Origin of the sequence: Bifidobacterium adolescentis ATCC 15703 (assembly GCF_000010425.1) — a bacterium.
GTDB lineage: Bacteria > Actinomycetota > Actinomycetes > Actinomycetales > Bifidobacteriaceae > Bifidobacterium > Bifidobacterium adolescentis.
The window spans coordinates 975,502-1,000,742 of sequence record NC_008618.1 but is presented as its reverse complement, the minus strand read 5'-3'; the positions used below and the strand labels follow the sequence as shown (position 1 = coordinate 1,000,742).

The 25,241-nt window shown below is 56.7% G+C and carries 25 protein-coding genes; 2 read left to right on the top strand and 23 right to left on the bottom strand.

Translation table 11 applies throughout. The features are described 5' to 3' along the window. Window positions 1-130: 130 nt before the first annotated feature. The 23 genes from BAD_RS04255 to BAD_RS04145 form a co-directional block, all read right to left on the bottom strand. Entirely contained in the window at window positions 131-958 is an 828-nt protein-coding gene (locus tag BAD_RS04255) for a DUF881 domain-containing protein (RefSeq protein WP_003809294.1), read from the bottom strand. Window positions 959-964: 6 nt separating this feature from the next. Next, on the bottom strand, window positions 965-1,297 hold the full coding sequence (locus BAD_RS04250; RefSeq protein WP_003809295.1) for a small basic family protein: 333 nt from the start codon (window positions 1,295-1,297) through the stop codon (window positions 965-967). Beyond that, a complete protein-coding gene (locus BAD_RS04245) occupies window positions 1,297-2,268 on the bottom strand; it encodes a DUF881 domain-containing protein (RefSeq protein WP_011743176.1) in 972 nt (323 codons plus the stop codon). The genes BAD_RS04250 and BAD_RS04245 overlap by 1 nt, the downstream gene beginning before the upstream one ends. A gap of 7 nt (window positions 2,269-2,275) precedes the next feature. Beyond that, window positions 2,276-2,887: a CDP-alcohol phosphatidyltransferase family protein gene (locus BAD_RS04240; RefSeq protein WP_003809300.1), complete on the bottom strand. Its 612-nt coding sequence runs from the start codon at window positions 2,885-2,887 to the stop codon at window positions 2,276-2,278. Between the two features lie 13 nt (window positions 2,888-2,900). Beyond that, window positions 2,901-3,752: an ATP phosphoribosyltransferase gene (gene hisG, locus BAD_RS04235; protein WP_003809302.1), complete on the bottom strand. Its 852-nt coding sequence runs from the start codon at window positions 3,750-3,752 to the stop codon at window positions 2,901-2,903. A gap of 51 nt (window positions 3,753-3,803) precedes the next feature. Beyond that, a complete protein-coding gene (locus tag BAD_RS04230; RefSeq protein ID WP_003809305.1) occupies window positions 3,804-4,067 on the bottom strand; it encodes a phosphoribosyl-ATP diphosphatase in 264 nt (87 codons plus the stop codon). Between the two features lie 29 nt (window positions 4,068-4,096). Further along, entirely contained in the window at window positions 4,097-4,762 is a 666-nt protein-coding gene (gene rpe, locus BAD_RS04225; protein ID WP_041777302.1) for a ribulose-phosphate 3-epimerase, read from the bottom strand. Between the two features lie 34 nt (window positions 4,763-4,796). Then, complete coding sequence (gene lgt / locus BAD_RS04220) at window positions 4,797-5,807, bottom strand: prolipoprotein diacylglyceryl transferase (RefSeq protein WP_011743173.1); 1,011 nt, start codon at window positions 5,805-5,807, stop codon at window positions 4,797-4,799. A 69-nt stretch (window positions 5,808-5,876) separates the two neighbouring features. Then, window positions 5,877-6,752 carry a tryptophan synthase subunit alpha gene (gene trpA, locus BAD_RS04215; protein ID WP_011743172.1) on the bottom strand — a complete coding sequence of 292 codons (876 nt, stop codon included), beginning with the start codon at window positions 6,750-6,752 and terminating at the stop codon, window positions 5,877-5,879. Window positions 6,753-6,769: 17 nt separating this feature from the next. Beyond that, window positions 6,770-8,863 (bottom strand): bifunctional indole-3-glycerol phosphate synthase/tryptophan synthase subunit beta, encoded by a 2,094-nt coding sequence (locus tag BAD_RS04210; RefSeq protein WP_011743171.1) that lies wholly within the window; start codon window positions 8,861-8,863, stop codon window positions 6,770-6,772. A gap of 43 nt (window positions 8,864-8,906) precedes the next feature. Continuing rightward, window positions 8,907-10,463: an anthranilate synthase component I gene (gene trpE / locus BAD_RS04205; protein WP_011743170.1), complete on the bottom strand. Its 1,557-nt coding sequence runs from the start codon at window positions 10,461-10,463 to the stop codon at window positions 8,907-8,909. Beyond that, the gene (gene hisI / locus BAD_RS04200) at window positions 10,460-10,867 is read right to left on the bottom strand and encodes a phosphoribosyl-AMP cyclohydrolase (RefSeq protein WP_003809316.1); all 408 of its coding nucleotides are present in this window, start codon (window positions 10,865-10,867) and stop codon (window positions 10,460-10,462) included. The genes trpE and hisI overlap by 4 nt, the downstream gene beginning before the upstream one ends. Window positions 10,868-10,930: 63 nt before the next feature. After that, the gene (hisF, locus tag BAD_RS04195; RefSeq protein ID WP_003809320.1) at window positions 10,931-11,701 is read right to left on the bottom strand and encodes an imidazole glycerol phosphate synthase subunit HisF; all 771 of its coding nucleotides are present in this window, start codon (window positions 11,699-11,701) and stop codon (window positions 10,931-10,933) included. 114 nt (window positions 11,702-11,815) lie between these two features. Further along, a complete protein-coding gene (rlmN, locus tag BAD_RS04190; protein WP_003809321.1) occupies window positions 11,816-12,976 on the bottom strand; it encodes a 23S rRNA (adenine(2503)-C(2))-methyltransferase RlmN in 1,161 nt (386 codons plus the stop codon). Between the two features lie 25 nt (window positions 12,977-13,001). Then, entirely contained in the window at window positions 13,002-13,988 is a 987-nt protein-coding gene (locus tag BAD_RS04185; protein ID WP_033499459.1) for a phosphatidate cytidylyltransferase, read from the bottom strand. A gap of 56 nt (window positions 13,989-14,044) precedes the next feature. Next, the gene (gene frr, locus BAD_RS04180) at window positions 14,045-14,599 is read right to left on the bottom strand and encodes a ribosome recycling factor (RefSeq protein ID WP_003809323.1); all 555 of its coding nucleotides are present in this window, start codon (window positions 14,597-14,599) and stop codon (window positions 14,045-14,047) included. A 52-nt stretch (window positions 14,600-14,651) separates the two neighbouring features. Continuing rightward, window positions 14,652-15,401, bottom strand: coding sequence for a UMP kinase (gene pyrH, locus BAD_RS04175; protein ID WP_003809324.1), 750 nt, complete (start codon window positions 15,399-15,401; stop codon window positions 14,652-14,654). A 179-nt stretch (window positions 15,402-15,580) separates the two neighbouring features. Continuing rightward, window positions 15,581-16,456, bottom strand: a complete 876-nt coding sequence (tsf, locus tag BAD_RS04170; RefSeq protein WP_003809325.1) for a translation elongation factor Ts — start codon at window positions 16,454-16,456, stop codon at window positions 15,581-15,583. A 75-nt stretch (window positions 16,457-16,531) separates the two neighbouring features. After that, window positions 16,532-17,350 carry a 30S ribosomal protein S2 gene (rpsB, locus tag BAD_RS04165; RefSeq protein WP_003809326.1) on the bottom strand — a complete coding sequence of 273 codons (819 nt, stop codon included), beginning with the start codon at window positions 17,348-17,350 and terminating at the stop codon, window positions 16,532-16,534. Between the two features lie 261 nt (window positions 17,351-17,611). Beyond that, on the bottom strand, window positions 17,612-18,097 hold the full coding sequence (locus BAD_RS04160) for a peptide deformylase (protein ID WP_041777301.1): 486 nt from the start codon (window positions 18,095-18,097) through the stop codon (window positions 17,612-17,614). Between the two features lie 2 nt (window positions 18,098-18,099). Further along, on the bottom strand, window positions 18,100-20,139 hold the full coding sequence (locus tag BAD_RS04155) for an AMP-dependent synthetase/ligase (RefSeq protein ID WP_011743166.1): 2,040 nt from the start codon (window positions 20,137-20,139) through the stop codon (window positions 18,100-18,102). Window positions 20,140-20,256: 117 nt separating this feature from the next. After that, window positions 20,257-20,907, bottom strand: coding sequence for a hypothetical protein (locus tag BAD_RS04150; protein WP_003809333.1), 651 nt, complete (start codon window positions 20,905-20,907; stop codon window positions 20,257-20,259). Window positions 20,908-21,054: 147 nt separating this feature from the next. Continuing rightward, entirely contained in the window at window positions 21,055-22,173 is a 1,119-nt protein-coding gene (locus BAD_RS04145; RefSeq protein WP_021913294.1) for a GuaB3 family IMP dehydrogenase-related protein, read from the bottom strand. 135 nt (window positions 22,174-22,308) lie between these two features. Here BAD_RS04145 and BAD_RS04140 point away from each other — a divergent pair, with 135 nt between their 5' ends. Beyond that, window positions 22,309-23,529 (top strand): NADP-dependent isocitrate dehydrogenase, encoded by a 1,221-nt coding sequence (locus BAD_RS04140; RefSeq protein ID WP_003809335.1) that lies wholly within the window; start codon window positions 22,309-22,311, stop codon window positions 23,527-23,529. A gap of 121 nt (window positions 23,530-23,650) precedes the next feature. Next, entirely contained in the window at window positions 23,651-25,159 is a 1,509-nt protein-coding gene (locus tag BAD_RS04135; RefSeq protein WP_011743164.1) for a substrate-binding domain-containing protein, read from the top strand. Window positions 25,160-25,241 lie beyond the last annotated feature (82 nt).

Sequence of the window (25,241 nt, the reverse complement as noted above, 5' to 3'; positions counted from 1 at the left end):
CCAATGTGCAGGCCTGGACTATATATCAACGATGAACAAGATAGGGTCAAGCGCAGACAACGGCACGCCATTTCGGTGAACGGAAGAACAACGCTGATTGAATGTCGCGAAAGGAAAGGTCCTTTACTGTTTACTGTCCGATGACGTGCGCATATGTATACTGCGGAGCCTGACGTGTGGACTTGATCATCACTTTGTCAGAGGGGCTGACCGATACCGTAGCGCCATACTTCACTTTGAGCCGCGACCCGACGCCACCGGCCAGATTGACCGCGTTCTGCAGATTGTCGCTGTCGCCGATCGCGCGAATGGTGAATGGGGATTTCAGTTTGGTGCCATCGCAGACGAGACTGCCGGCCGTGCCACTGATGTAAGTGCTGGTTACCACGCGGACATTGTTGATCTCAATGACCTCGGCACCACTGTTGCGCAATTCCTCAAGCAACGTGAACAATATCGCGGAGTCAATCTTCTGTTTGGAACCCTGCGATATGCGGATGACCACGCCTTCTCCCGTAGCCGCGAGACGGCCGGATAGGATGCCGTTGGTCTGCGCGTTCTGCTTGGCGATTTCCGCGGCTTTCTCATTTTTGTCCGCGGTGTCTTTCAAAGCGTTCAGCTGGCTGGAGAGTTCGTTCTTACGCTGTTCGAGCTTTTGGACCTGAGCATTGGTCTCGCTGATGAGCTTGGTTAATTCATCTTCGCTCATCGTCTCATAGGTGGATGTCGTGTTGTTTATCTGGATCACATAGCCGAAGCCAAGCAAGGCGCACAATATCGTGACCAGAATGCTGGAATACAGTCGGGTTCGTGTGACCTTCGCATCAAGTGAGATTCGCTTCTTGGCCTTGACCATGGGGAACGCACCGGTTTGGGTGCTGTCATTGTTCTGGTCCTTGACCCTCTGCTCATGGATTCTGGACAGCATGTCCTTGCTGTTCGCGTCTTGTCCGCTCATACCGCATCAACCTTTAAAGATGAAGCGTCGAATGGAGGACACATTGGTAAAGATTCGTATGCCGAGCACTACGATCACTGCGGTCTGCAGCTGGGAGCCGACTCCCAACTGGTTGCCGAGGAACACCAGCAGCGTCGCGGTGATGACATTCGAGAAGAAGGAGATCACGAACACTTTATCGGAAAAGCTGCGTTGGAAATACGCGCGTGCGGCGCCTAGCAACGCATCCAACGCGGCCAATACCATAATCGGCAGATACGGTTGGAGCTCGATGGGGATGTCCGGACGAACGAATACACCGATTACCACGCCGATGATAAGTCCCAAGACAGCTGCCATTACTTGTCCTTCCTCACATGCGTCGTGTCGCCAGCCACTGCAGCATCAAGTGTAATCGATTTGCTTTTGCTTATCTGCGGATAGATGCCGGCCTTTTTGAAATCGTCATACAGTTGTTTCTGCGTTGTCTTGCTTACCGATTTCGCCAAGGTCGCCTGATTGCCTATCGCCTCGATTCGATATGGGCTTTGCACCGAATTGACTCCGATGAGAATCGTCGATCCGGCAGTTCGAATCGAGGTTTGCACGCCAAGGCGGTTGCCGTTGATCGCGATCGCCTCCGCTCCGGATTGCCATAGCAAGGAGACAAGCAGCTGCAAATCGGAATCGGTGACGACTCGAACCTGGCTGCCATTTTCTCTTGGCAGTGAGGAGTCGGCATTGTCGCCGCTGACGGAAAGCGGGTTGGCTACGGTCAGGACAATGCCTTCCCCTTGCACCGGAAGCGTTCCATTGACCATTTCATCATCCTGCATCGTCTGGTTTAGGGACCAGCTTGCCAAGGATTCCGATTCAGATTCGATTTGCGACCGCAAGTCGTTGACGTCCTTGGTGAGGTCGCCGACCCGCTTCGTTTGTTCGGTCAGCTGGCTTGCCAACTGCTTGCGTACTTCTTTGCGTGGGTCAGTGCTCAGCTGGCGCACGAAAACGCTTCCCGCGGCACCCACAGCGATGCAGATGAGGAACACCAGAATCCTGGTGGCCCAAATCGAAACCGCCGAACGTTTTTTAGTGGCCAGGCGGGAGTCCGAATACAGGACGTCCATCGGACGATTGGTCAAATCGTCAATAAGCCGAAGCGAATCGTCATCGACATGTCTATGGCGTTGCGGCATGGCGGGCATGGAGGCCGGTTGCACATGATGGGATGACAGGCCGGCGAAGGATGACGAAAAAATGGCACGATGCTTTGTGGGTACGTTCTCCGGGGAAACGGGGAACGACGCGAAACGTGGAGCATCGGACTTCATATATGCGTCAATCCTTGCTGTTTGTATCGTTCTTCAACAGTTGGATGCCTTGGCGCATGTAGATGTACCCTGCAAGCCAATACAGTCCAACGCCCCAGATTCCGGTGGCAAGACCGCATAGATGCAGTGTATCCGCAGCGGAGTTGGACCAGATGTCGGCGAAGATCAACGCGACGATGGCGATAAGCAGCATCGCGGTACCGGCCTTGCCTACGAAATGAACAGGCAATGGGCCATAATCGTGCTGCGCCAAAACCAGTATCAGAACAGCCATGATCAAATCTCGCAGGCCGACGACGATCAGCATCCACCATGGAATGATGTTCGCCACACCCAAAGCAAGAATGCTGCAGAAGATCAGCAGACGATCGGCAATCGGATCGAGAATTTGCCCGATTTTGCTCACCTGATTGAATGATCTGGCGATCAGTCCGTCCAAACCATCGGATATCGCCGATAGCGCAAGCACGACCAAGGCGGTCACCATCCTGTGATGAGAGACCAGCATCGCGATAAAAGGAATCGAAATGATTCTCAACAGGCTGATGAAGTTCGGAACCGTGAAATAGATGTCTCGCGGTTCCGGACTGTATTGCTTCTTAATAATCAGTTTGCTCATATTACGAGCAACACTACATTCTCGAAGCCTGCAACGCGGTGACTATTATGCCACGGGCACCAACTTCATACAACTGGTCCATAAGCTGGTTCACCTTCGCCTTCGGAACCACCACACGCACGGCCGCCCACTGCTTATCATGCAGAGGCGAAATCGTCGGGCTTTCGAAACCCGGAGTGATATCCACTGCGGCGGACACCTTCTCGACCGGAATGTCGTAGTCCATAAGCACATTACGCTGGGCAGTGAGCACGCCTTGCAGACGCCTGCTCAGAATCGTCAGACGCTCGTCATCCGCCTCAAGACGAGGGGAACGAATCAATACGGCTTCAGAGTGCATCAGCGGTTCAGCGAAAATGCGCAGTCCCGCATTACGCAGAGTGGTCCCTGTGGAAACCACATCGGCGATCAGATCGGCGACGCCAAGCTGGACGGACGATTCGACGGCGCCGTCAAGGTGCACGGTTTCCGCGTTGATGCCATGCTCGACCAGATAGTCGTGTACGAGCTTGTCGAATGTGGTGGCGACTCGCTTGCCTTCAATATCCTCAAGCTTGGTAATCGGCGAATCGTTCGGGGCTGCGAAACGGAACGTGGAGGCTCCGAAGCCAAGCTGCATATGCTCCTCCGCATCGGTGCCGGAGTTCACGAGCAAATCATGCCCGGTGATTCCAACGTCGATGGTGCCGCGACCGACATAGACCGCAATGTCGAGGGGACGCAGGTAGAACAACTCAACATCATTGTCGGGATCCTCCACGACCAACTGGCGAGGGTTGCTCCTCAAACGGTAGCCGGCTTCCGCCAGCATGTTCCAGGCGGGTTCGGACAGCATGCCCTTATTAGGCACAGCGATTCTTAGCATGTTTCTCCTCTAAAAAAGGCCACACCTTCAACTGGCATGGCCCCGGGTTTCTCACAGGTTCTTGTAGATGTCCTCGAGTGTGATGCCACGATCGATCATCATGACCTGCAGATGGTAGATGAGCTGGCTCATTTCTTCGGCCGTGCGATCAGCACCCTCATATTCGGCGGCGATCCAAGTCTCTCCAGCCTCTTCGACGATCTTCTTGCCGATGAAGTGCGTGCCTTTGGCAAGCTCGTCGACGGTCAGGGAACCGGCCTGCTTGGTGGCGGCTTTCTCGCTCAATTCCGCGAACAGCGATTCAAAAGTCTTCATATTCGTATGCTTCCTTGTATGGTGGGCGTTCACGCCTTGAAGGCTGCTTCGGCCTTCTCGCGGATGGAGTCGATAGCCTCGGCCGGATTCTCGGCACCGTACACGGCGGAACCGGCGACCAGCACATCGGCACCGGCTTCGGCAACGATATGGGCGGTCTTGGGGCTCACGCCACCATCGACCTGGATCTTCGTCTTCAGGCCACGGCGGGTGATTTCGTCACGCAGACGACGAACCTTGGTCATCTGGTTGTCAAGGAACTTCTGACCGCCGAAGCCCGGTTCGACCGTCATGATAAGCACCATGTCGAATTCGTCAAGGATGTCGAAGATCGGCTCGACCGGTTCGGCCGGACGGACCGCGAAGCAAGCCTTGCAGCCCATGTCGCGCAGCTGACGCGCAAGACGAACCGGAGCATGCGTCGCTCCCATATGGAAGCTGACGGAAGCCGCACCAAGCTTGGCGTATTCCGGAGCCCAACGGTCCGGATCCTCGATCATCAGATGCACGTCGACCGGAAGGTCAGTGACTTGGCAGATGCGAGCTACAATCGGCTCACCCAACGTCAGATTCGGAACGAAATGATGGTCCATCACGTCCACGTGAACGAGATCGGCGTTGGAAATGGCCTTAAGGTCACGTTCCAGATTGCAGAAGTCAGCGGACAGGATGCTAGGTGCGATTTGAATAGTCATGGTTCTCATTCTATGGAAGGTAATCGACTTGATGTTACTTGTTGTCGGACTGGTCATCGGCATATGAGACGGATGAGCCATCGTTTGCCGTGATTTCATCCTTGGTTTTCGTAAGGTTGGCCTTCGCGGTCGGGAGACCGGTTTCTCCATCCTCGACGAGGCTTAGCTCAATCTCGGTGACGGTGCGCAACTTCTCGGCAAGCAGCTCGGTGGACTTTCCCATCTGCTGAATAACGATGAAAGCCACCACGCCAAGCACGAACACCGCCATGGACACCCATACGTTGATGCGCACGCCAAGGAACTCGTGCGCGAAATCAATGCGCAGAGCCTCGATCCAAGTGCGTCCCACCGTGTACCACATGATGTATATGGCGAACAAGGACCCGGCCTTGAGTTTTTTCATGATTTTGGAACCAAGGAAAACGATGAGCGCAGCACCGATGAGATTCCAAATCATCTCATACAGGAAGGTGGGGTGGAACAGCGTGCCTGTCGGGCAGGTCGCTCCGTCATAGCATTGTTCGCTGTGACCGATGGCGCTTCCCTCCATATTCAACTTCAAACCCCAAGGCAAGGTCGTCGGCGCGCCGTAGAGCTCTTGGTTGAACCAGTTGCCCAGACGTCCCACGGCCTGCGCCACGAGCAATCCTGGCGCGACGGCGTCACCGAGCAGAGCCATTGGATAATGCTTGTGACGACACCATGCCCAAGCGGCAAGCGCTCCAAGCAGGACGCCGCCCCAGATGCCCAGTCCGCCATTCCAGATGCGGAACATCTCCACCCAATCGCCGGTCGGTCCGAAGAAACGTTCCGGAGTGGTGATGATGTGGTATATACGCGCACCGATGATGCCGCTCGGCACCGCGACAAGCGTGATGTCGAGAATCTGATCGAAATTACCGCCATATCGTTTCCAATGAACGGTTGTCATCCATACCGCCAGCACGATGCCGAGCAGAATGCACAGCGCGTAGAAATGGATGGTCACCGGCCCGATGGAAAACTGCGAAATGGTGGGTGACGGAATGTAAGCAAGTGTCATGGTTTCCTGATGGTAGTCCACGTATACGATATGGTACGTGGACTACCAGTATGTTGTCTTTGGACTGGTTCAGTTGCGGGCGTTGTGGATGCCTTCGGCAAGCTCCTCAGTCTTCGCCGCCAAGGCCTTGAGACCGGTGGCTTCGTCGACTGCATGCTTGCCGGATTCGTCAATCATGGTATGCACCAGAGCCGAGCCTACGATGACACCGTCCGCATACGATCCGACACGAGCCCCCTGTTCCGCGGTGGACACGCCGATGCCTACGCACACGTTTTTCGCACCGGCCTTGCGGGTACGGGCGACCAGTTCCTTCGGGGATGCATCGATGGTGGAGCGTTCTCCGGTGACGCCCATGCGGGCGGCAGCATAGACGAAACCCCGCGCATTGTCCGCAACGACTTTCAGACGGTCTTCGGTGGAATCCGGAGATACCAGGAAGATGCGGTCGAGTCCGTGACGGTCGGAGGCTTCGATCCACTCGCCGGCCTCGTCCGGAATGAGATCCGGGGTGATGAGACCGGCTCCACCGGCGTTTTCGAAATCACGTGCGAATCGTTCGACGCCGTAATGGAAGATGAGGTTCCAATAGCTCATGACCAATGGCACTCCCCCGGCGTTCGCCACTGTTTCCACCGCTTTGAATACGTTGGCGATTTTTTCACCATTGTCGATGGCGATTTGCGATGCCGCCTGGATGACGGGACCGTCCATGACGGGGTCGGAATACGGCAGCCCGATTTCGACCGCGTTCACGCCGTGTTCGACCATGGTGCGGAAAGCTTTGAGCGAATAATCCGGATCAGGGAATCCGTATGGCAGATATCCGATGAATGCCGGCTTGTCGGCGGCTTTGAATTCATCGAACATGGTTTCCGTCGGGCTTGGCTTGTGGCTGATGCCGAGTGGCTGGCCGGACGGCGTGGATGATGTTGCGTTCGTCATGATGGTTGCTCCTTTTCTCACTCGCCGTCCGCGTTGTTGCCTTGCGCGCCGTTGGATTCCAAGGCTTTGGCCTGCTCGTCGGTCAGGTATCCGAACCATTTGCCGGCGGTGTTCATGTCCTTGTCTCCACGGCCAGAGATGTTGATGATCATGACCGGATGCTCATACCCTTTGGCCTTGAGGTCTGCAGCTGCCTTGTACGCGCCGGCCACTGCGTGGGAGCTTTCGATGGCAGGGATGATGCCTTCGGTTTCGCACAGATCCTTGAACGCGCTCATGGCTTCCTGATCAGTGGCCCAGGAATAGTTGACGCGGCCGATATCCTTGAGCCATGCATGTTCGGGGCCGACGGAGGCGTAATCCAAGCCTGCGGAGATGGAGTACGTGTCAAGGGTCTGGCCTTCGGGGTTTTCCAACAGATAGCTCTTGGCTCCTTGGAACATGCCCAGTTCACCGGTACCTGGCGCGAATCGAATGGCATGGCGACCGGATTCGGGCCCGTTACCGCCGGCCTCGTAACCGTACAGGTTCACTCGTTCGTCATCGAGGAAGGCGTTCATGATGCCGATGGCATTGGAGCCGCCGCCGACGCATGCGCAGATAGCATCGGGATGGTCGATGCCATACCAATCCTGCAGCTGCTGTTTCGCTTCCTCTCCGATGATCTTTTGGAAGTCGCGCACCATGGATGGGAACGGATGAGGTCCTGCGACCGTGCCGAGCAGATAATGGGTGTCTTTGACGTTGGTGACCCAGTCGCGCAGCGCCTCGTTGATGGCGTCCTTGAGGATGCGATCACCCAAGGTGACTTCGACGACCTCCGCGCCAAGCATGCGCATGCGGGCAACGTTCAGCGCCTGACGGCGGGCATCGATCTGTCCCATGTAGATGCGGCACTTGAGTCCCAGCATGGCACAGACCGTGGCAGTGGCCACACCATGCTGGCCTGCACCGGTTTCGGCGATCACACGGGTTTTGCCCATGCGCTTGACCAGTAGGGCCTGTCCAAGCGCGTTGTTGATCTTGTGGGCGCCGGTGTGGTTCAGGTCTTCACGCTTGAGGAACACACGGGCATCAAGACCGGTTTTCTCCTTGAGCCTCTGCGCGAAACGAGGCGCTTCAGTCAATGGGGACGGACGTCCAACATACTGCTGGTTCAACCGCGCCAATTCCTTATGGAATTCCGGATCGGCCTTGGCTTCCGTATACACGCGTTCAAGCTCGTCGAGCGCCGTGATCAGCGCTTCCGGAACATAGCGTCCGCCAAACTGTCCGAAATATGGTCCTTCATGGCTTGCCAACGGGGTCTGTTCGGATGCCTTCACTCTTGCTCCTGCCTTTACTAATCGTTCCACTGCCTGCTCATGGTTGGCCGCGGTGGCCACGCCTTCTCCCACCAGCACCGCATCCGCGCCGGCACGGGCGTAATCCTCAAGCTCAACCGAACCGAACACACCGGATTCCGCCACGCGAATCACATCGTCCGGCAAATCCGCGGCCAGTTCGTTGTACTTGTTCACATCCACCTTGAGGTCTTTAAGATTGCGGGCGTTGATGCCAATGACCTTGGCCCCGGCATTGATGGCCCGTTGAATCTCCTCACGGGTGTGTGTTTCCACCAGCACCGTCATATTGAGGCTATGCGCGAGATCGAGCAGCGACTTGAGCTTGACGTCGTCCAATGCGGCGACGATGAGCAGCACCAGATCGGCACCATGCGCACGTGCTTCCCAAATCTGATATTCGGTAACGATGAAATCCTTGCGCAGCACGGGAATCCTCACTGCGGCGCGCACCTTGTCGAAATCTTCAAGAGAGCCAAGGAACCGACGGCCTTCAGTCAGCACGGAAATCGCGCTTGCACCTCCCTGCTCGTATTCGCGGGCCAAAGCGGCCGGATCCGGAATATCGCTCAAATGGCCTTTGGATGGGGAGGCACGCTTGATCTCGGCGATGACCGGAATGCCATCCGCCTTTTTCAGCCACTGGCGCGCATCGATTGGCGCTGAAGCCTCGAACGCCATCCGCTTGACCTCAGCGAGCGGCACGTTGTTTTCTCTTGATCGCTGATCCTCGACGGCTCCCGCCACCAATTCATCGAGCACAGACATTACTGCTTCCTTTCACAACACAATTGAACGGTCAGAATGTGACTCACAACTGGCGAAGCTGCGCGGCGATCTGTACCGCTTCAACGCTGGCTTCGGCCTTGTTGCGAGTCTCCTGCCACTCACTGGCCGGCACGGAATCGAGGACGATTCCAGCTCCGGCCTGCACGCTCGCTTCATGGTCGCGAATGAATGCAGTTCGAATGGCGATGGCCATATCGAGGTTGCCTGAAAAATCAAAATAACCGACGGTGCCGCCGTAAATACCACGGTCGGCCGGCTCAAGTTCATCGATAATCTCGATGGCGCGCGGCTTCGGCGCTCCGGACAGCGTCCCCGCGGGGAAGGCGGAAGTGAACACGTCGAACGCCGTCATATGCGGATCGACCTGCCCGGTAACAGTTGAGCAGATGTGCATGATATGGCTGAACCGTTTGATGTCCATCAAGGAAACGACTTCGACGCTTTCCGGACGGCACACGCGGCTCAGATCGTTGCGGGCCAGATCGACCAGCATGATATGCTCGCTGCGTTCCTTCGGGTCTGCCAATAGTTCCTTGGCGAGACGTTCATCTTCCTCAGGAGTGGCGCCTCGTGGTCTGGAACCGGCGATTGGGAAAGACATGGCATGGCCGTTGTCCACCTTGATCAGTGTTTCCGGGCTGGAACCGATGACGTTGAAATCACGTCCTTGAGCATCGGTGAGTGCCATGAAATACATGTACGGGCTCGGATTGAGGGTACGCAGCACACGATACACATCAAACGGATCGGCGGGAGAATCAATATCCAGTCGCTGCGAAATGACCACTTGGAACACATCGCCATCGATGATATGGCGTTTGGCCTCTTCAACGGAACGTTCGTAATCGCTTTTCTCCGTGCGGAATCGCAGTTGGGGCTGGCCGACCGACTCGTCGAGCACATTGACCCGGGCTTCGTTTTCGACGGGTGCGGCAGCCTTGCGCTGCATATCATCCAGACGTGCCAGCGCTTCATCGTAGGCGGCATCGGCACGAGTCGGACGGTCATCGACATTCACAGCATTGGCAATCAGCCATACCGAGCCAGACACGTGGTCGACTACTGCGATGTCCGTGGCGAGAGCCAGAACGGTTTCCGGCTGTCCGGTCTCATTCGGGGCTTCGGCACGGAGCGTCGGTTCCCAATGTCGGATGGAATCCCATCCGACAGTACCAACGAGGCCACTGGTCAGATTCGGCAATCCCTCGACGTGCGGAGCCTTCAATGTCTTCAGCGCGGCATGTGCCACTTCGACAACATCACCGTCGGTGGGCACTCCGACAGGCACCTGTCCCAGCCAATCGGCTTTGCCGTTGTTCGAACGCAGCTGCGCTATGGAATGCACGCCAATGAAGCTGTATCGACTCCACGCTCCGCCAAATTCAGCCGATTCGAGGATGAACGTACCGGAACGGCCTCCTGCGAGACGCTCGTAGAAGCCGACTGGGGTCAATGAATCAGCCAGCAAACGACGTACGATGGGGATGACACGGTAGCCTTGGTCGGCCAATTCATGGAACTGCTCACGGCTTGGCCATGTAGCACCCCACTTGAGGGTCTGTACGCTGCATTCGCTCACCGCTGACCCTCCTGTTCTTTGGTTCGATGGCCCACGACCACAGGCAGCTGTCCGCCTTCTTCAAAACAGGAACGTTTGCCGGTATGGCAAGCCGCTCCCACTTGGTCAACTTCTACCAGAATGGCATCTCCATCGCAATCCAGCGCGAAGGACTTCACATACTGGGCATGTCCCGACGTATCGCCCTTACGCCAATACTCCTGCCTGGACCTCGACCAGAATGTGACGCGTCCGGTGGTGAGGGTACGTCTGATGGCTTCGTCGTTCATATAGCCGACCATCAGTACCTCTTTGGTATCGAACTGCTGGATGACGGCCGCGACCAAGCCTTTGTCATCGTGCTTGAGACGCTGTGCGATGCGCGGGTCGAGAGTGGTGGTGTTGTCGTATGCTTCGTTGGTCATGATGGTATTGCGATTCGTTGTTCAGTACTACAGGGTTGGTTTGCGTAGTTTCCGTGGTTCTATTCAGCGTACGGTGTATCCGGCTGCCTTGATGGCGTCTTTGACTTCACCAATGGTGACTTTGCCGTAATGGAAAATCGAGGCAGCGAGCACGGCATCGGCGCCCGCCTCGATTGCCGGCGGAAAATCCGAGGCTTTGCCGGCGCCGCCAGAAGCGATAATCGGGATTTTGACTTCCTTGCGGACAGCTTTGATCATCTCCAGATCGAAGCCTTGTTGGGTGCCATCGGCATCCATTGAATTAAGGAGAATCTCCCCCGCACCAAGTTCTTGGGCGCGCTTGACCCACCAAATGGCGTCAATGCCAGTGGATTTGCGCCCGCCCATGGTGGTGACTTCGAAACCTGACTGCGTATGTCGTTCTCCCTGTTCGCGACGTGCATCGACGGACAGCACAAGCACCTGATTGCCGAATCGTTCGGCGACACGACTGATGAGGGTAGGGTCATTGATGGCCGCGGTGTTGACGCCGACCTTATCCGCACCGCAACGAAGCAGGGAATCGACGTCTTCAGGGGTACGTACGCCGCCGCCGACAGTCAGTGGAATAAAAATCTGTTCGGCGGTGCGGCTCACCACATCGACCATGGTCTGCCTATGGGAGCTTGACGCCGTCACATCAAGGAACGTCAGTTCGTCCGCGCCCTGGCGGTAGTATTCCGCGGCGAGTTCGACCGGGTCTCCTGCATCGCGAAGATTCTCGAAATGCACGCCTTTGACCACTCGTCCCGCATCGACATCAAGACATGGAATGACTCGGACCGCCAGTGACATGCTGCTCTACTCCTTCACGCATAACGGTTGCAATGATTGCAAGAGTAACCGCAATACGTTACGTCGGTTCATGCGGATTCCGAGTAGCGGACAGAACCGGGCCTTTCGGAGGAATCAGTCACGTTCTTTGGCTGCAAGCTGTCCGCATGCGCCATCAATGTCCTGTCCTCTGGTATCACGCAGTGTGGCTGTGATGCCAGCGTTATGGAGAATCTCAAGGAATCTACGCTCGTCTTCTGGTTTGGACGCGGTCCACTTCGATCCCTCGATCGGATTGAGCGGAATCGGATTGACATGCGCCCAATCATCTCCATAGTGGTTCAGACGCTTCGCCAGCAATTTGGCATGTTCCGCCTGGTCGTTGATGCCGCGCATCAAGGCGTATTCGATGCTGACTCGCCGTTTGGAAGCCAGATAATAATCATGCGCAGCGTCGAGCACCTGTTTGGTGTTGAAACGCTTGTTCATGGGCACAAGTTCATCGCGCAATTCATCGCTCGGCGCGTGCAGGGATACTGCGAGACGTACTGGGATGCCTTCTTCGGCCAGTTTCCTGATGCCAGGCACCACGCCAACGGTGGAAACCGTGATGTTACGTGCGGAGATGCCGAAGCCTTCGGGAGGCATGGAACTAATTTGGCGGACTGCGCTCAAGACGGATTTATAGTTGCCCATTGGTTCGCCCATGCCCATGAACACGATGTTGCTCAGTCGTCCGGAGCCTCCGGCCACTTCACCGTCACGCATGGCCTTCGCGGCCACACGAACCTGCTCAACGATTTCACCTGCGGACATGTTCCTGGTCAGTCCCAGTTGTCCAGTGGCGCAGAATGGGCAACCCATGCCGCAGCCGACCTGGCTGGAAATGCAAAGCGTGGTTCTGGTGGGATAACGCATCAATACGGATTCGATCAGCGACCCATCAAACAGGCGCCACAACGTTTTGATGGTGGTGCCTCCATCGGCGACTTGGCGTGTCACCTCATGGATGAGTTCCGGGAAGAAAGCTTCAGCCGCGTCGGAGCGTCTTGCCGCCGGAAAATCGGAAAATTCTTCCGCATTGACATCGAAATGGCCATAGTAATGATTAGCCAGCTGTTTGACCCTGAATTTCGGCAATCCAAGTTCCTTGGCCTTACCGATACGTTCCTCTTCGGACATATCGGCGAAATGCAGTGGCGGCTTGCCACGGCGGGCATGGTCTTTCGACAGCACATCCCGGAAGGCGCCCGAAGTGCCTCCAGGAGTGATGCCTGTTTCCGGCTGATCATTCATGGAATTCACGGTTATTGGCCCTTTCTCACATTCCGGTGGCCCACAGGAGCACGCACACGAAAGGAGCGCACAGGAGGATGGAGTCGACACGATCCATCACTCCGCCATGACCTTTAAGCAGATGGCCCATATCCTTAATACCAATGTCACGCTTCAGCATGGAAGCGCATAGGTCGCCGAAGGTTCCGGCTATACCGATCATGAAACCAGCGACAATAGGCACCCACCATCGAACCGTCCAAACGGATGGCTCGTAAGTGCAAAACATCACCACAAAAGAACCGGCCATGGCAAACAAGATGGATCCTGCCAGGCCCTCCCATGATTTCTTCGGTGAGATACGGGGACTGAGTTTATGTTTGCCAAGCCATGCACCTGCAAACAGACCACCGGTGTCACTCAGCGCGGGCATGAAGACAAGCATGATGGCATGTGCCACCGGATGACCGTTGAACGTCAACGGCATGATCAGGCAGGAGGCAAGCAGCGGAATGTACAGAACGGTGAACATGGAGACTGCCACATGGCTCAGTCGGCTGTGGCGCACTTCACCCTGTTCATGATTGAACGACGATTCGAGACGAGCACCTGCATCGGTGTGCGACAGTTTGTCCGCCACGGCCAGGGAAAGCCGACTGCCGAACGTCACCTTGGCACTTGCGGCGATCGCTACAAGCAGCAAGGAGGCCAGTACACAGACCGTCATAGCCACAATATGATGCTTACTGTAGTAGGTGGCCAGCAAAGTCACCGCGGAACATGCCCACAGCGCCACCACGGGAATATGCAATCCCGCGGTGGCGAAATCGACGCGCAGCTCCCACAATGCGAGCACCATGAACAGCACGACAAGATAGACGAACAAATCAACGCTGATCAACAGGCATGCCAAGATGATGGCGATCAGGACGACCGCCGTGGCGATGGCCTGCGGCATGTTGCGTCCGGTTTTCTTGTTGATGGCGTTAATGGCCTCTTCGGCTTCTTTTTCGCGTTGCTCCTGTTTTTCCATCGTGGTCTCTCCTGTGGTACCGTGCGTCGATTGATGATTATGGAGATTCGAAGGAATCAGACCTCCATGATCTCCTTCTGCTTGGTTTCCAGCAGAGCGTCAAGCTCGTCGGTGGTCTGCTTGGTGACCTTGTCGAGTTCCTTGAGCAGACGATCGCCTTCGTCCTCGCCCATGTCGCCGTCTTTGATGGCCTTGTCAAGGGATTCCTTGGCCTTGCGACGAATGTTGCGCACCGCGACCTTGCCGTCTTCAGCCTTGCCCTTGGCAATCTTGACATATTCCTTGCGACGCTCTTCGGTCAGCTCCGGCATGGTCAGGCGAATGACGTTGCCGTCGCGACGGGGGCTGGCTCCGAGATCGGAATCACGAAGCGCCTTCTCCACGGCGTTGGCCTGGGACGCATCGAAAGGAGTGACCGCCAAGGTGCGCGGCTCCGGAACACCGATGGTGGCAACGGCCTTCAGCGGGGTCGGTGCGCCGTAATAGTCAACGGTGATGCCGTTAAGCAGCGCCGGATTCGCACGACCGGTGCGAATACCGGAGAAGTTCTCCTTGGTGGATTCCACGGACTTGGCCATCTGCGCCTTGGCCTGATCGACGATAGTTGCCATTGTTTGCTCCTTTAATATTGTTGGTTTAATCGATATTCGGCTTTGAATGTCGTCACTCGGCGAGGGTGGATTCCGCGGTGGAAACCATGGTGCCGATCTCCTCGCCCAGCAAAGCCTGGGTCACATTGCCGGCGCCCTCGAGTCCGAAGACACGGATACGCTGCTTGTTGTCCCGCGCCATGGAAAGCGCCGCAGCATCCATGACCGCAAGATTGTCGACCAATGCACGGTTATAGCTCAACGTGGCGAAGCGCTTGGCGTTCTCGTCTTTGCGCGGATCGGCAGTGTATACGCCGTCCACGCCGTTCTTGCCCATCAGCACCTCATCGCAGTGGATTTCCAGAGAACGCTGGATGGACACGGTGTCAGTGGAGAAATACGGCATGCCTGCTCCGGCGCCGAAAATCACCACGCGTCCCTTTTCCAGATGACGAATGGCCTTAAGCGGAATGTACGGCTCGGCGACCTGTCCCATGGTGATGGCGGTTTGCACGCGCGTGGCCTGTCCCTCCTGCTCGAGGAAATCCTGCAGAGCGAGGCAGTTCATCACCGTTCCCAGCATGCCCATATAGTCGCCGCGGGAACGATCGATGCCGGCCTGCTGCAGTTCGGCGCCACGGAAGAAGTTGCCGCCACCAACAACGATGGCGACCTGCACACCTTGCTTGACCGCGGGAACGATTTCCTCCGCAATACGACGAACGACGGTGGTGTCGATGCCGACTTTGCCTCCGCCGAATGCCTCTCCGGACAGCTTGAGCAGTACCCTGCGGGGATTGTCGCCAGTGTTTTCGCCAGTCATGAAATGCCTTTCTTACCCGAAAACCCATGAAATTTACCGTTTTCAAGACTATCGGCAAACACAGACACCAAAACACGATGGGGTTTAGTGCAAAAAAATGTCCGCAATCCTGTTGGATTGCGGACATTGGAGATATGCCAAGCCCACGTTCGAAAGCGTGAGCTCAATTCACATCAGATTCACTCGGCGTCGCCCTTGCCGACCTCCACACGAGCGAAGGAAAGCGCGGTTCCCCCGACTTCCTTGAACAGGTCGCCGACGGTCTTGGACGGATCCTTGACGTACGCCTGCTCAAGCAGCACGGTCTCCTTGTAGAATGCGCCGAGACGGCCTTCCACGATCTTCGGAGCGATCTTCTCGATCACGGCCTCCGGCTTGCCCTTGCTCTTGAGCTCCTCCGTGGTCTTCTCGGTGGCCACGCGACGCTCGGATTCCAGCACATCAGCCGGAACATCCTCGCGGGTCAGCCACTGGGCGCCCATCGCGGAAATCTGCAGAGCGGCCTCATGAGCCACAGCAGCGCCGGCTTCATCGGTGGCAATCATGGCCACGATGCTCGGCGGCATCTCAGCGGACTTCTTGTGGGCGTAGACCTCGACATGCGGACCCTCGACCTTGGCGAACTGGCCTACCTTGACGTGCTCACCGAACAGAGCAGCGGCTTCCTCGACGGCTTCCTTCACGGTGGTGTCACCGGAGGCTGCTGCCAGAACCTCATCCACGGAGGATGCTTCGGCCTTGACGGCGTCATCGAGCACGCTGCCGGCGAATTCCACGAACTTCGGGGTCTTGGCCACGAAGTCGGTCTCGGAGTTCAGCTCGACCGCATAGCCGGTCTGGCCGTTGGCGGATTCGACAACGGTGGAGGCGATGGTGCCTTCCTGAGCCTTGCGGCCTTCACGCTTGCCAGCGGCCTGGATGCCCTTGGCGCGGATGATTTCCTTGGCGCGAGCCACATCGCCTTCGGCTTCGGTCAGGGCCTTCTTGACGTCCATCATGCCGGCGCCGGTTTCCTCGCGCACCTGCTTGATCAGAGCTGCAGTGATTGCTGCCATTGATTTGTCTCCTCTGAAAATTTGGTGATGCCCCGATGATGGGAGGCATAGCACCTCCCATCATAGAGCATGGTCTCACTCGGCCTTGGTTTCGCCTTCAGCCTCAGCCGGGGCTTCAGCTGCCGGAGCGCCCTCGGTGAGGAGCTCCTTTTCCCAAGCAGCCATCGGCTGCTCGGCTTCGCCTTCGGCCTTGGCGGCCTTGCCGGAACGCTCCAGCAGACCTTCGGCCACTGCGTCAGCCATGAGGCTGGTCAGCAGTTCGATGCCGCGGATGGCGTCATCGTTGGCGGCGATCGGATACTCAACGGATTCCGGATCGGCGTTGGTGTCGACGATGGCGACAACCGGAATGCCCAGCTTGTGGGCTTCCTCGACGGCCAGAGCTTCCTTGTTCACATCGACCACGAACATGGCGGACGGGGTGCGGTTCATGTTGCGGATACCGCCCAGCTGCTTAGCCAGCTTGTCCTTCTCACGCTCGAGGAGCAGCAGCTCCTTCTTGGTCAGACCGGAGCCGTGCACGTCGGTGAAGTCCATTTCCTCAAGTTCCTTGAGGCGGGAGACGCGCTTGGACACGGTCTGGAAGTTGGTCAGCATGCCGCCGAGCCAACGCTCGGAGACATACGGCATGTTCACGCGGGTGGCCTGAGCGGAAACAGCTTCCTGAGCCTGCTTCTTGGTGCCGACGAACAGCACGGTGCCGTTGTGGGCAACAGTGGCCTTGATGAAGTCGTAGGCCTTGTCGATCATGTCGAGCGACTTGAACAGGTTGATGATGTGGATGCCGTTGCGCTGGGTGAGGATGAACTGCTTCATCTTCGGGTTCCAACGACGGGTCTGGTGGCCGAAGTGCAGGCCTGCCTTCAGCATGTCGCTCATAGTGATCTGAGCCATGGTATTGCTACCTCTTTCTTTGTCGGTTCTTGCCTGGTCATGCGTTCCTGCGTGCAGCCAATGCCTTGCAGGCATCAGCCGACCGACACAGGTCGTCGCGAGCATGACGCGAATTGGTTGCGCACCGGTTGACAATAATTGGGCGGTTTGAAGCACTCGCGGCAGCGCTTCTCACCAAATTGGCGCACAAATACTAAAAATACCATGGGGCCACGTCTTTCTGACGTGGCCCCATGGTTGAATCGTCGTTCGCTGTTTCGATCACTTGCGATGGGTGCGCATGTAACGCATCGCCTCGCGGCGTTCTTCCTTTTCCAGACGATCAAGATAGACGTGACCGTCCAAATGATCAGTCTCGTGCTGCAGCATGCGGCCCATGATGCCATGGCCTTCCAACACTACCGGCTTGCCGTCCAGATCAATGCCCCGCACGCGAGCATAATCGGCGCGACGAGTCTTGTACCACAATCCTGGAACGGAAAGGCAGCCTTCATCGCCATATTGCTCTCCGCTGGCCTCCTCCAACACCGGGTTAAGCACATAGCCGATTTTGCCGTCGATATTGTAGGAAAACGCACGCAGACTCACGCCGATTTGGTTGGCGGACAATCCGGCGCGTCCCGGGTCATCAACGGTATCCAACAAATCCTGCACCAGATGGCGCACCGCGGGCGTGATCTCCTTGATGGGATCGCATGGGGTGCGCAGCACTGGATCAGGTACGACTCGAATCTCACGGATTGCCAAAATTAACGCTCCTCGTTGTTCTTGGTTGCGGAAGGCTCGACGGACGGTGCCGTCTCGTCATCCGGTTCATCGGACTGCTTCTTGATTCTCTCCTGCATGGTATCAAATGCCTGCCGAACCTTCGGGCTGACGGATTCAGAAGCCTGCCGCATGCTTTCCGACGCCTGCTTGACGGTTTCGGTGGTGCGGTCGAGAATCTGGACGGTCTTCGGCAACGGCCTGTTGGAGGGTTTTGGCGCGTAAATCACGTTTTCGATGACGTCTGCGTAGCGCTGCAGCACCTTGGGACGAACAACTTTCAGGCTTGCCGTCAAGGTGCCGTCCTGTTGGTTGAATTCCTCATCGAGAATCTCGAATTTTCGTACGGATTCCGCACGGGAAACGTTCGCGTTGGCCTTTTCGACATACTGCTGCACGAAAGCGCGCACGGCATCGTTTTCCGCTACCTGCTTCATGGACATATCGGCATCAAGACCCTGCTGGGAAAGCCAAGAACGAGTCATATCAGGATCCAGTTCAATCAAAGCGCTGATGAACGGCTTGCCATCGCCAATGACCACAGCATGGGACACGATAGGACAGGTGTCGATGATGTCCTCCATCGGGGCGGGGCTGACGTTCTTGCCTCCGGCTGTGATGATGATGTCCTTCTTGCGGCCGGTGATATACACGAATCCATCATCGTCGATGGCCCCCAGATCGCCGGTCCTCAGCCAACCATCAGGCATTTTGACTTCAGCGGTCTTCTCAGGATTCTTGTAGTAGCCAAGAAAAACATTGGGGCCCATGACCTGCAGCTCGCCATCATCATCGGTGCGCACACCCATACCCGGCCCGGGCTTACCAACGGAACCGACGCGATTCGCATTTTGCCAGTTGACGATCATCGGAGCCGCGGTTTCCGTCATACCGTACCCCTGAATGAACGTGATGCCATCCATGCCATTGAAGAAGTGGGCAAGGTCGACGTTCAGCGGGGCGCCGCCGCATGCCAGATATTTCAGGTTCGGACCAAGCGCGGAACGAATGGACTTGCCGACGACGGACATGAAGAAGGAATGCTCGGCTCGGGCCACCATCGAATGATGTCCCCCGTCCTGCTCGTCCTTGGACCATTGCACGAAATGATCGAACGCCTTGGCGAAGACCCTGCCGCGAATACCCGCACCGGCCTTCTGCGAGGCAGCGTTGTACACTTTTTCGAACACACGTGGCACGCCAAGCAAATACGTCGGTTTGAAACTGCGCAGATCGGCGAGCAGATGCTTGGCTCCAGGCAGATAGCCGACCACGCCTTGTCCGCCAATCGCCACGTATTGGATATAGCGGGCGAAGCAGTGCGCCAACGGCAGGAACAGCATCAACCTGTTGGGCTGGTACAGCATCTCGTCAAGAATGATGTAGCCATTGAGCACGATATGCGTGAAGTTGCGATGGGACAGCATCGCACCCTTCGGACGTCCCGTGGAGCCCGATGTGTAAACGATGGTGAGCATGTCGTCCGCCTTGATCCGGGCAATGACCTGATCAAGGGTATCGTCATCGACGCCCTCTCCGAAATCGGCAACCGCGTCAAGACCGTCCGCTTTGAAATTGAACACGTAACGCAGCCCTTCATGCATGTCACGAATCTGTTCGAGCGTCTGCGTGTGGGCGGAATCTCCAGCGAAGGCAATAACCGGCTCCACCTCTTCCACGATGGAAGCGGCCTGCTTGGCCGAATCGGTTTCATAAATCGGAACGCTTACCGCGCCGATGGCCGCGCATGCGAAATCGACCACACCCCACTCGTAACAGGTGGGAGAGTAAATGACCACCATGCTTCCGGCTTTGACTCCAAGACCGATAAGGCCCTTCGCCACGGCGCGCACACGAGCGAGCATCTGGCCTGCCGTCACATCATGCCATTGCCGAGTCTCATCATCCTGCCATTGTGCGATAAGATCATCCGGATTCTTCTGCGCACGACGCGACAGCAACGCATATACCGTGTCATCATCCGTGGTGCTGTAGGCCGGCTCTGGTACAAATTCTCTCAACATGGTTCTCTATAGTAGTTCCCGTATGCTTAAGGCACGCTGAAAGCCCTTGGCATCGACTGCGAACATCGACGCCAAGGGCTTTTTGCAGATTCCTACCGTATCATCGCATCAATGCGATCACCCGAAATCAGCCAAGACGCACTTCCACGTGGAGCCTTTGAGCCTGAATGCGGTGTTGCATCTCAACCGCGTTTCGCCGATGTTGAGCAAAGCCGCACATTCGAATTTCGTGGTCGAAGTCAACCAGCCGTTAATGGCGGACACGTTGATGGGAAGCAGACCAATCTTGGCATATAGATTTGCGTCTTCCTTCATATAATGGCCTATTATGGAAGCTGCGATTTTAAGCCTACGCATACAGTCCTCCGTTAGAATACGCTCTACATGCGCCGGCTTTTGCCGACCACGGAAGATGTCGATGGCATCGCACGACATGCGCGCGCCCAATAACGCCAAGGAATAGGCTTGCTTCGCGTCCCACGGTGTGGAATCGGACCGGATAACATGGAAGGGCACCCGCATACCGGATAATTGTGTTTCCAAAAACCCATCATATGAAGGAAGCTTCTCGACGGATTTTCCTATGCACTGCAGCCATTGGCCATTGTTTTCCGCTTCTTTAAGACCGACATACGAATCAGGGTCTGACGGTGGGATTTCGTCAGGCTCATTGCCTTCTATCTCCTTGTCGTCTTCCGGCTCCCGCTCAGAGCCGGACTGCCATTCCGGAGGTGAAACGCCATCGTCAGATAAGTCGTCCATTGCCATGGATCCCTCATTTCTTTACCTATTTAATGTCATCCAACTCTCTTCACTGAGAAGGACCAAAAACATTAATACATAAAGACAATCCCCCCGTCAAGTCGACGGAGGGATTGTGGATAACTTTTTTATCCACAGGACGAAGCTATCTGATCAGTGGCTCGAAGCGACCGTAACCGGACAACGTTGGAAGCTCTTCAAATCGACATAACCGGTCGTGGCCATGGCTCTGCGAAGCGCCCCAACAAAATTGGTGGTTCCGTCGGCGTTATGGCTCGGGCCGAACATGACCTCCTGCAAGGAACCTACGGTGCCCACGTTAGTGCGGAATCCGCGCGGCAACGTCTGGTGGCGGGCCTCGGCGCCCCAATGCATGCCTTTGCCAGGAGCCTCGGAGGCGCGTGCCAGAGGCGAGCCCAGCATCACCGCATCGGCGCCCAGCGCGAATGCCTTGACGAAGCTGCCGGAATCACCCATACCGCCGTCGGCAATCACCTGCACATAGCGTCCGCCCGATTCGTCCATGTAATCGCGGCGGGCCTCGGCGACATCGGCGATGGCTGTGGCCATCGGCGCGTGCACTCCAATCGTGTTGCGGTTGGCGGATACCGCACCGCCACCGAAGCCGACAAGCACGCCAGCGGCTCCCGTGCGCATCAAATGCAACGCAGCCGTGTAGTTGGCCGCGCCGCCAACAATGACGGGGACATCCAGGTCATAGATGAATTTCTTAAGGTTCAGGGGCTCATGGTCCTTGGAGACATGCTCCGCCGACACCACGGTGCCACGAATGACAAACAGATCGACACCGGCCTCAAGCACGGTGGAATAATAATCCTGCGTACGCTGCGGAGACAGCGCGCCGGCTACGGTGACGCCGGCATCACGAATCTCATGCAGACGTTCGACGATGAGTTCCGGCTTGATCGGCTCAGCGTAAATCTGCTGGATGCGTTCGGTGGCCTTGTCCGCAGACAGCTGCGCGATTTCGTCCAGCAGCGGCTGGGGATCGTCATAGCGGGTCCACAATCCTTCTAGGTCAAGCACGCCAAGCGCGCCCATCTTGCCCATGGCGATGGCCGTGGCCGGGCTGGTCACGGAATCCATCGGGGCGCCGATGACCGGCACGTCGAATTCATAGGCGTCGACCTGCCAAGAGGTGGACACATCCTGAGGATCACGGGTACGACGGGAGGGAACGATGGAGACATCGTCCAGCGAATAGGCCAGACGGCCCTTCTTGCCCAAACCGATTTCAATTTCCTGAGACATGGTTTCAAGGCTAATGCTCAGCTATGACAGTGCCTTCGCGCGTGTCCCCACGGTTTTGGACATTTCCATACGGAATTAACACACATGTAATAAGACGGAACCCATCACCTTCAATTCCGACAGGGAGGACAAACCATGGCCAAAATCAAGGTCGAAGGCAAAGTCGTCGAACTCGACGGCGACGAGATGACCCGTGTCATCTGGAAAGACATCAAGAACCGTCTGATCCTGCCGTACCTCGACGTGGATTTGGATTATTACGATCTGGGCATCGAAAACCGCGACGCCACCGACGATCAGGTGACCGTCGACGCGGCGAAGGCCATCCAGCGCGAACATGTCGGCGTCAAATGCGCCACCATCACCCCGGACGAGGCGCGCGTCAAGGAGTTCGGCCTCAAGAAGATGTGGAAGTCCCCCAATGGTACCATCCGCAACATTCTCGGCGGCACCATCTTCCGCGAGCCAATCGTCATGAGCAATGTGCCTCGCCTGGTCCCGGGATGGACCAAGCCGATCGTCGTGGCACGTCACGCCTTCGGAGACCAGTACAAAGCCACTGATTTCAAGGTTCCGGGAGCCGGCACCCTCACCGTAACCTTCACTCCGGAAGACGGCTCCGAGCCGATTGAGCACGTCGTTTACAATTATGGCCCTGACGGCGGAGTTGCCCAGGTGCAATACAACGTGAACGATTCCATCCGAGGTTTCGCACGCGCCTGCTTCAACTATGGTCTGATGCGCGGCTATCCGGTGTACCTGTCCACCAAGAACACGATTCTCAAGGCGTACGACGGCCAGTTCAAGGATACGTTCGCCGAGGTGTTCGAAAACGAATACAAGGACAAGTACGAGGCGGCTGGCCTGACCTACGAGCACCGACTCATTGATGACATGGTGGCAAGCTCCCTCAAGTGGCATGGCGGCTATATCTGGGCTTGCAAGAACTACGATGGCGACGTGCAGTCGGATTCCGTCGCACAGGGATTCGGCTCCCTTGGCCTAATGACCTCCGTGCTGATGACTCCCGACGGGCAGACCGTCGAAGCCGAAGCCGCGCACGGCACCGTGACCCGCCATTATCGCCGTTGGCAGAAGGGTGAAAAGACCTCGACCAATCCGATCGCCTCCATCTTCGCATGGACCGGCGGTCTGAAGCATCGCGCCGACCTTGACAACACTCCGGAAGTCAAGCATTTCGCCGAAACTTTGGAGAAAGTCATCATCTCCACCGTCGAAGGCGGACAGATGACCAAGGATCTGGCCATGCTCATCGGACCGGACCAGCCTTGGCTCGATACCGAGGGTTTCATGAACGCCCTCGACGAGAATCTGGCAAAGGCTCTGGCAGAGTAATCTATCTGAGCTGTCGAAAGCCCGTATGCGCAATCACACACGCGTACGGGCTTTTTGACGTCCGGATATTACAATCGATGGTCAGTATAAGGAACGTCTATTCTTCCGCAAAGGACATGGCATGATTCTGCATCGCACAATCCCGGCGAAACGTCTGCTCGCTCTGCTGGCATCGGTCTGCATGGCAACAGCCATGGGGGCCTGCTCGCCCAACGGTGATTCGCAATCGCAGCAACAGCCGTCATCACAATCCAGCGCAACAGCCGATGCCGGCAATGTGGCGATTTTCGCTCCGACAGACAGCATCACCATCTCTCAACAGACGCCATTGAGCAAATGGGAAAAACTCGTTCCCGAAATCGTGTCCTCGTTGAAACGGACCGGTGTCAAAAGCGGCGACATCACCGTGAAAACCGCTTCGAACCTCGACAAACAAAGTCAAAGCGTCCAAGACTATGTGGTGAATCACATCAACGGGACCGAGCATTCGTCCACGAAAGCCAAAACCACCTTGGTGGTGGCGCCTGTCGCCGAGATGCCGGAATCCGACAGGCAATACGGCGACTATGCACGGCATGATATCACGTGGAACTCCGACGCGTCGGATGAGGACGAACAGGATTATGCGCAATCAGCGCAACGGCTGGTTTCGGCGTTGCAGCTTGCGCAGAATGAAGGAATGAAGGTCGTTCTGATCTCCAATACGCTTCAAGGGTATGCGCCGGACGTGTACGTGCCGATGACCACGGCCGAGCAGATTGGAGAACTGCAAGCCAAAGAGCTCGTCAACAAGCTCGAGCTCGACAAGGCATCGTCCGATGCCCCCAAGCAAATCGAGGTACTACTCCCCTACGACGCGGCCGACGGACATGATGCCAAAACGGACACGTCCTTCGCCCAGAACATGTTCAAAGGCATCTGGAAAGTGCTCGAACCGTATTTCAAGGACGGCAAAGCGGCATCTCCTTCCGAGACGCTCACCGCTTCGACCACCAAGGATGACTGGCGGTCCGTGGCATTCGATTCGTCAAAAGCCGAACAAATCAAATCGGTGCTTGCCGAACGTCTCGACGCGGACAAGGACGATTCGCACCCTGTCCACCTTGATGGCGTCATCTCCTGCAACGACTATGTGGCGAAGAACATCGCCGACGAGTTGGACAAACTCGGCTACACAGGTTCCTCAGCCGATATCAACCCTTCCATCTCAATCTCCGGCATCGTGGACAGCATCACGGGCAAAAAAGACCTGAAACGGCAGGCAGTGCCTGACCCTGCGAAGACGTCGTCATCGGATGACGACAGCGATTCCGATAACAAGGAAAACGCAAAATGGCCGATCATCACCGGCTATGGGGCCTATATCAGTTCCATGCCGAACATCGTCAACGGCAAGCAATGGATGACCGCCATGGAGAACCGCAAGGCGTTGGCCGATGACATCGCGCAGACATGCGTGCGACTGAACACTTCGGGCAAACTTTCCAAACTCGGTTTCATCCGTTCCGCAACGGTCGAGGGGAAGAAAATTACGACCATCCATGAGGAGACATTGGCGATCAGCGCCGACAATCTCAAGAAAACGCTGATTGAACCCGGCTACATTTCGCTGGCGGATGCGGGCCTATGATTCTTCCGGGATTCTTCCGGGATTCTTCCGGATATGGTGGGGGCCGATGGCATCACTCGGATGTCACCGGCCCCCACCATAT

What these genes read in the sequence shown, in the direction of transcription:
- BAD_RS04255 (WP_003809294.1), bottom strand. Translation starts at nt 958, where the DNA reads ATGAGCGGACAAGACGCGAACAGCAAGGACATGCTGTCCAGAATCCAT.
- BAD_RS04250 (WP_003809295.1), bottom strand. Translation starts at nt 1,297, where the DNA reads ATGGCAGCTGTCTTGGGACTTATCATCGGCGTGGTAATCGGTGTATTC.
- BAD_RS04245 (WP_011743176.1), bottom strand. Translation starts at nt 2,268, where the DNA reads ATGAAGTCCGATGCTCCACGTTTCGCGTCGTTCCCCGTTTCCCCGGAG.
- BAD_RS04240 (WP_003809300.1), bottom strand. Translation starts at nt 2,887, where the DNA reads ATGAGCAAACTGATTATTAAGAAGCAATACAGTCCGGAACCGCGAGAC.
- hisG (WP_003809302.1), bottom strand. Translation starts at nt 3,752, where the DNA reads ATGCTAAGAATCGCTGTGCCTAATAAGGGCATGCTGTCCGAACCCGCC.
- BAD_RS04230 (WP_003809305.1), bottom strand. Translation starts at nt 4,067, where the DNA reads ATGAAGACTTTTGAATCGCTGTTCGCGGAATTGAGCGAGAAAGCCGCC.
- rpe (WP_041777302.1), bottom strand. Translation starts at nt 4,762, where the DNA reads ATGACTATTCAAATCGCACCTAGCATCCTGTCCGCTGACTTCTGCAAT.
- lgt (WP_011743173.1), bottom strand. Translation starts at nt 5,807, where the DNA reads ATGACACTTGCTTACATTCCGTCACCCACCATTTCGCAGTTTTCCATC.
- trpA (WP_011743172.1), bottom strand. Translation starts at nt 6,752, where the DNA reads ATGACGAACGCAACATCATCCACGCCGTCCGGCCAGCCACTCGGCATC.
- BAD_RS04210 (WP_011743171.1), bottom strand. Translation starts at nt 8,863, where the DNA reads ATGTCTGTGCTCGATGAATTGGTGGCGGGAGCCGTCGAGGATCAGCGA.
- hisI (WP_003809316.1), bottom strand. Translation starts at nt 10,867, where the DNA reads ATGACCAACGAAGCATACGACAACACCACCACTCTCGACCCGCGCATC.
- hisF (WP_003809320.1), bottom strand. Translation starts at nt 11,701, where the DNA reads ATGTCACTGGCGGTCCGAGTCATTCCATGTCTTGATGTCGATGCGGGA.
- rlmN (WP_003809321.1), bottom strand. Translation starts at nt 12,976, where the DNA reads ATGAATGATCAGCCGGAAACAGGCATCACTCCTGGAGGCACTTCGGGC.
- BAD_RS04185 (WP_033499459.1), bottom strand. Translation starts at nt 13,988, where the DNA reads ATGGAAAAACAGGAGCAACGCGAAAAAGAAGCCGAAGAGGCCATTAAC.
- frr (WP_003809323.1), bottom strand. Translation starts at nt 14,599, where the DNA reads ATGGCAACTATCGTCGATCAGGCCAAGGCGCAGATGGCCAAGTCCGTG.
- pyrH (WP_003809324.1), bottom strand. Translation starts at nt 15,401, where the DNA reads ATGACTGGCGAAAACACTGGCGACAATCCCCGCAGGGTACTGCTCAAG.
- tsf (WP_003809325.1), bottom strand. Translation starts at nt 16,456, where the DNA reads ATGGCAGCAATCACTGCAGCTCTGATCAAGCAGGTGCGCGAGGAAACC.
- rpsB (WP_003809326.1), bottom strand. Translation starts at nt 17,350, where the DNA reads ATGGCTCAGATCACTATGAGCGACATGCTGAAGGCAGGCCTGCACTTC.
- BAD_RS04155 (WP_011743166.1), bottom strand. Translation starts at nt 20,139, where the DNA reads ATGTTGAGAGAATTTGTACCAGAGCCGGCCTACAGCACCACGGATGAT.
- BAD_RS04150 (WP_003809333.1), bottom strand. Translation starts at nt 20,907, where the DNA reads ATGGCAATGGACGACTTATCTGACGATGGCGTTTCACCTCCGGAATGG.
- BAD_RS04145 (WP_021913294.1), bottom strand. Translation starts at nt 22,173, where the DNA reads ATGTCTCAGGAAATTGAAATCGGTTTGGGCAAGAAGGGCCGTCTGGCC.
- BAD_RS04140 (WP_003809335.1), top strand. Translation starts at nt 22,309, where the DNA reads ATGGCCAAAATCAAGGTCGAAGGCAAAGTCGTCGAACTCGACGGCGAC.
- BAD_RS04135 (WP_011743164.1), top strand. Translation starts at nt 23,651, where the DNA reads ATGATTCTGCATCGCACAATCCCGGCGAAACGTCTGCTCGCTCTGCTG.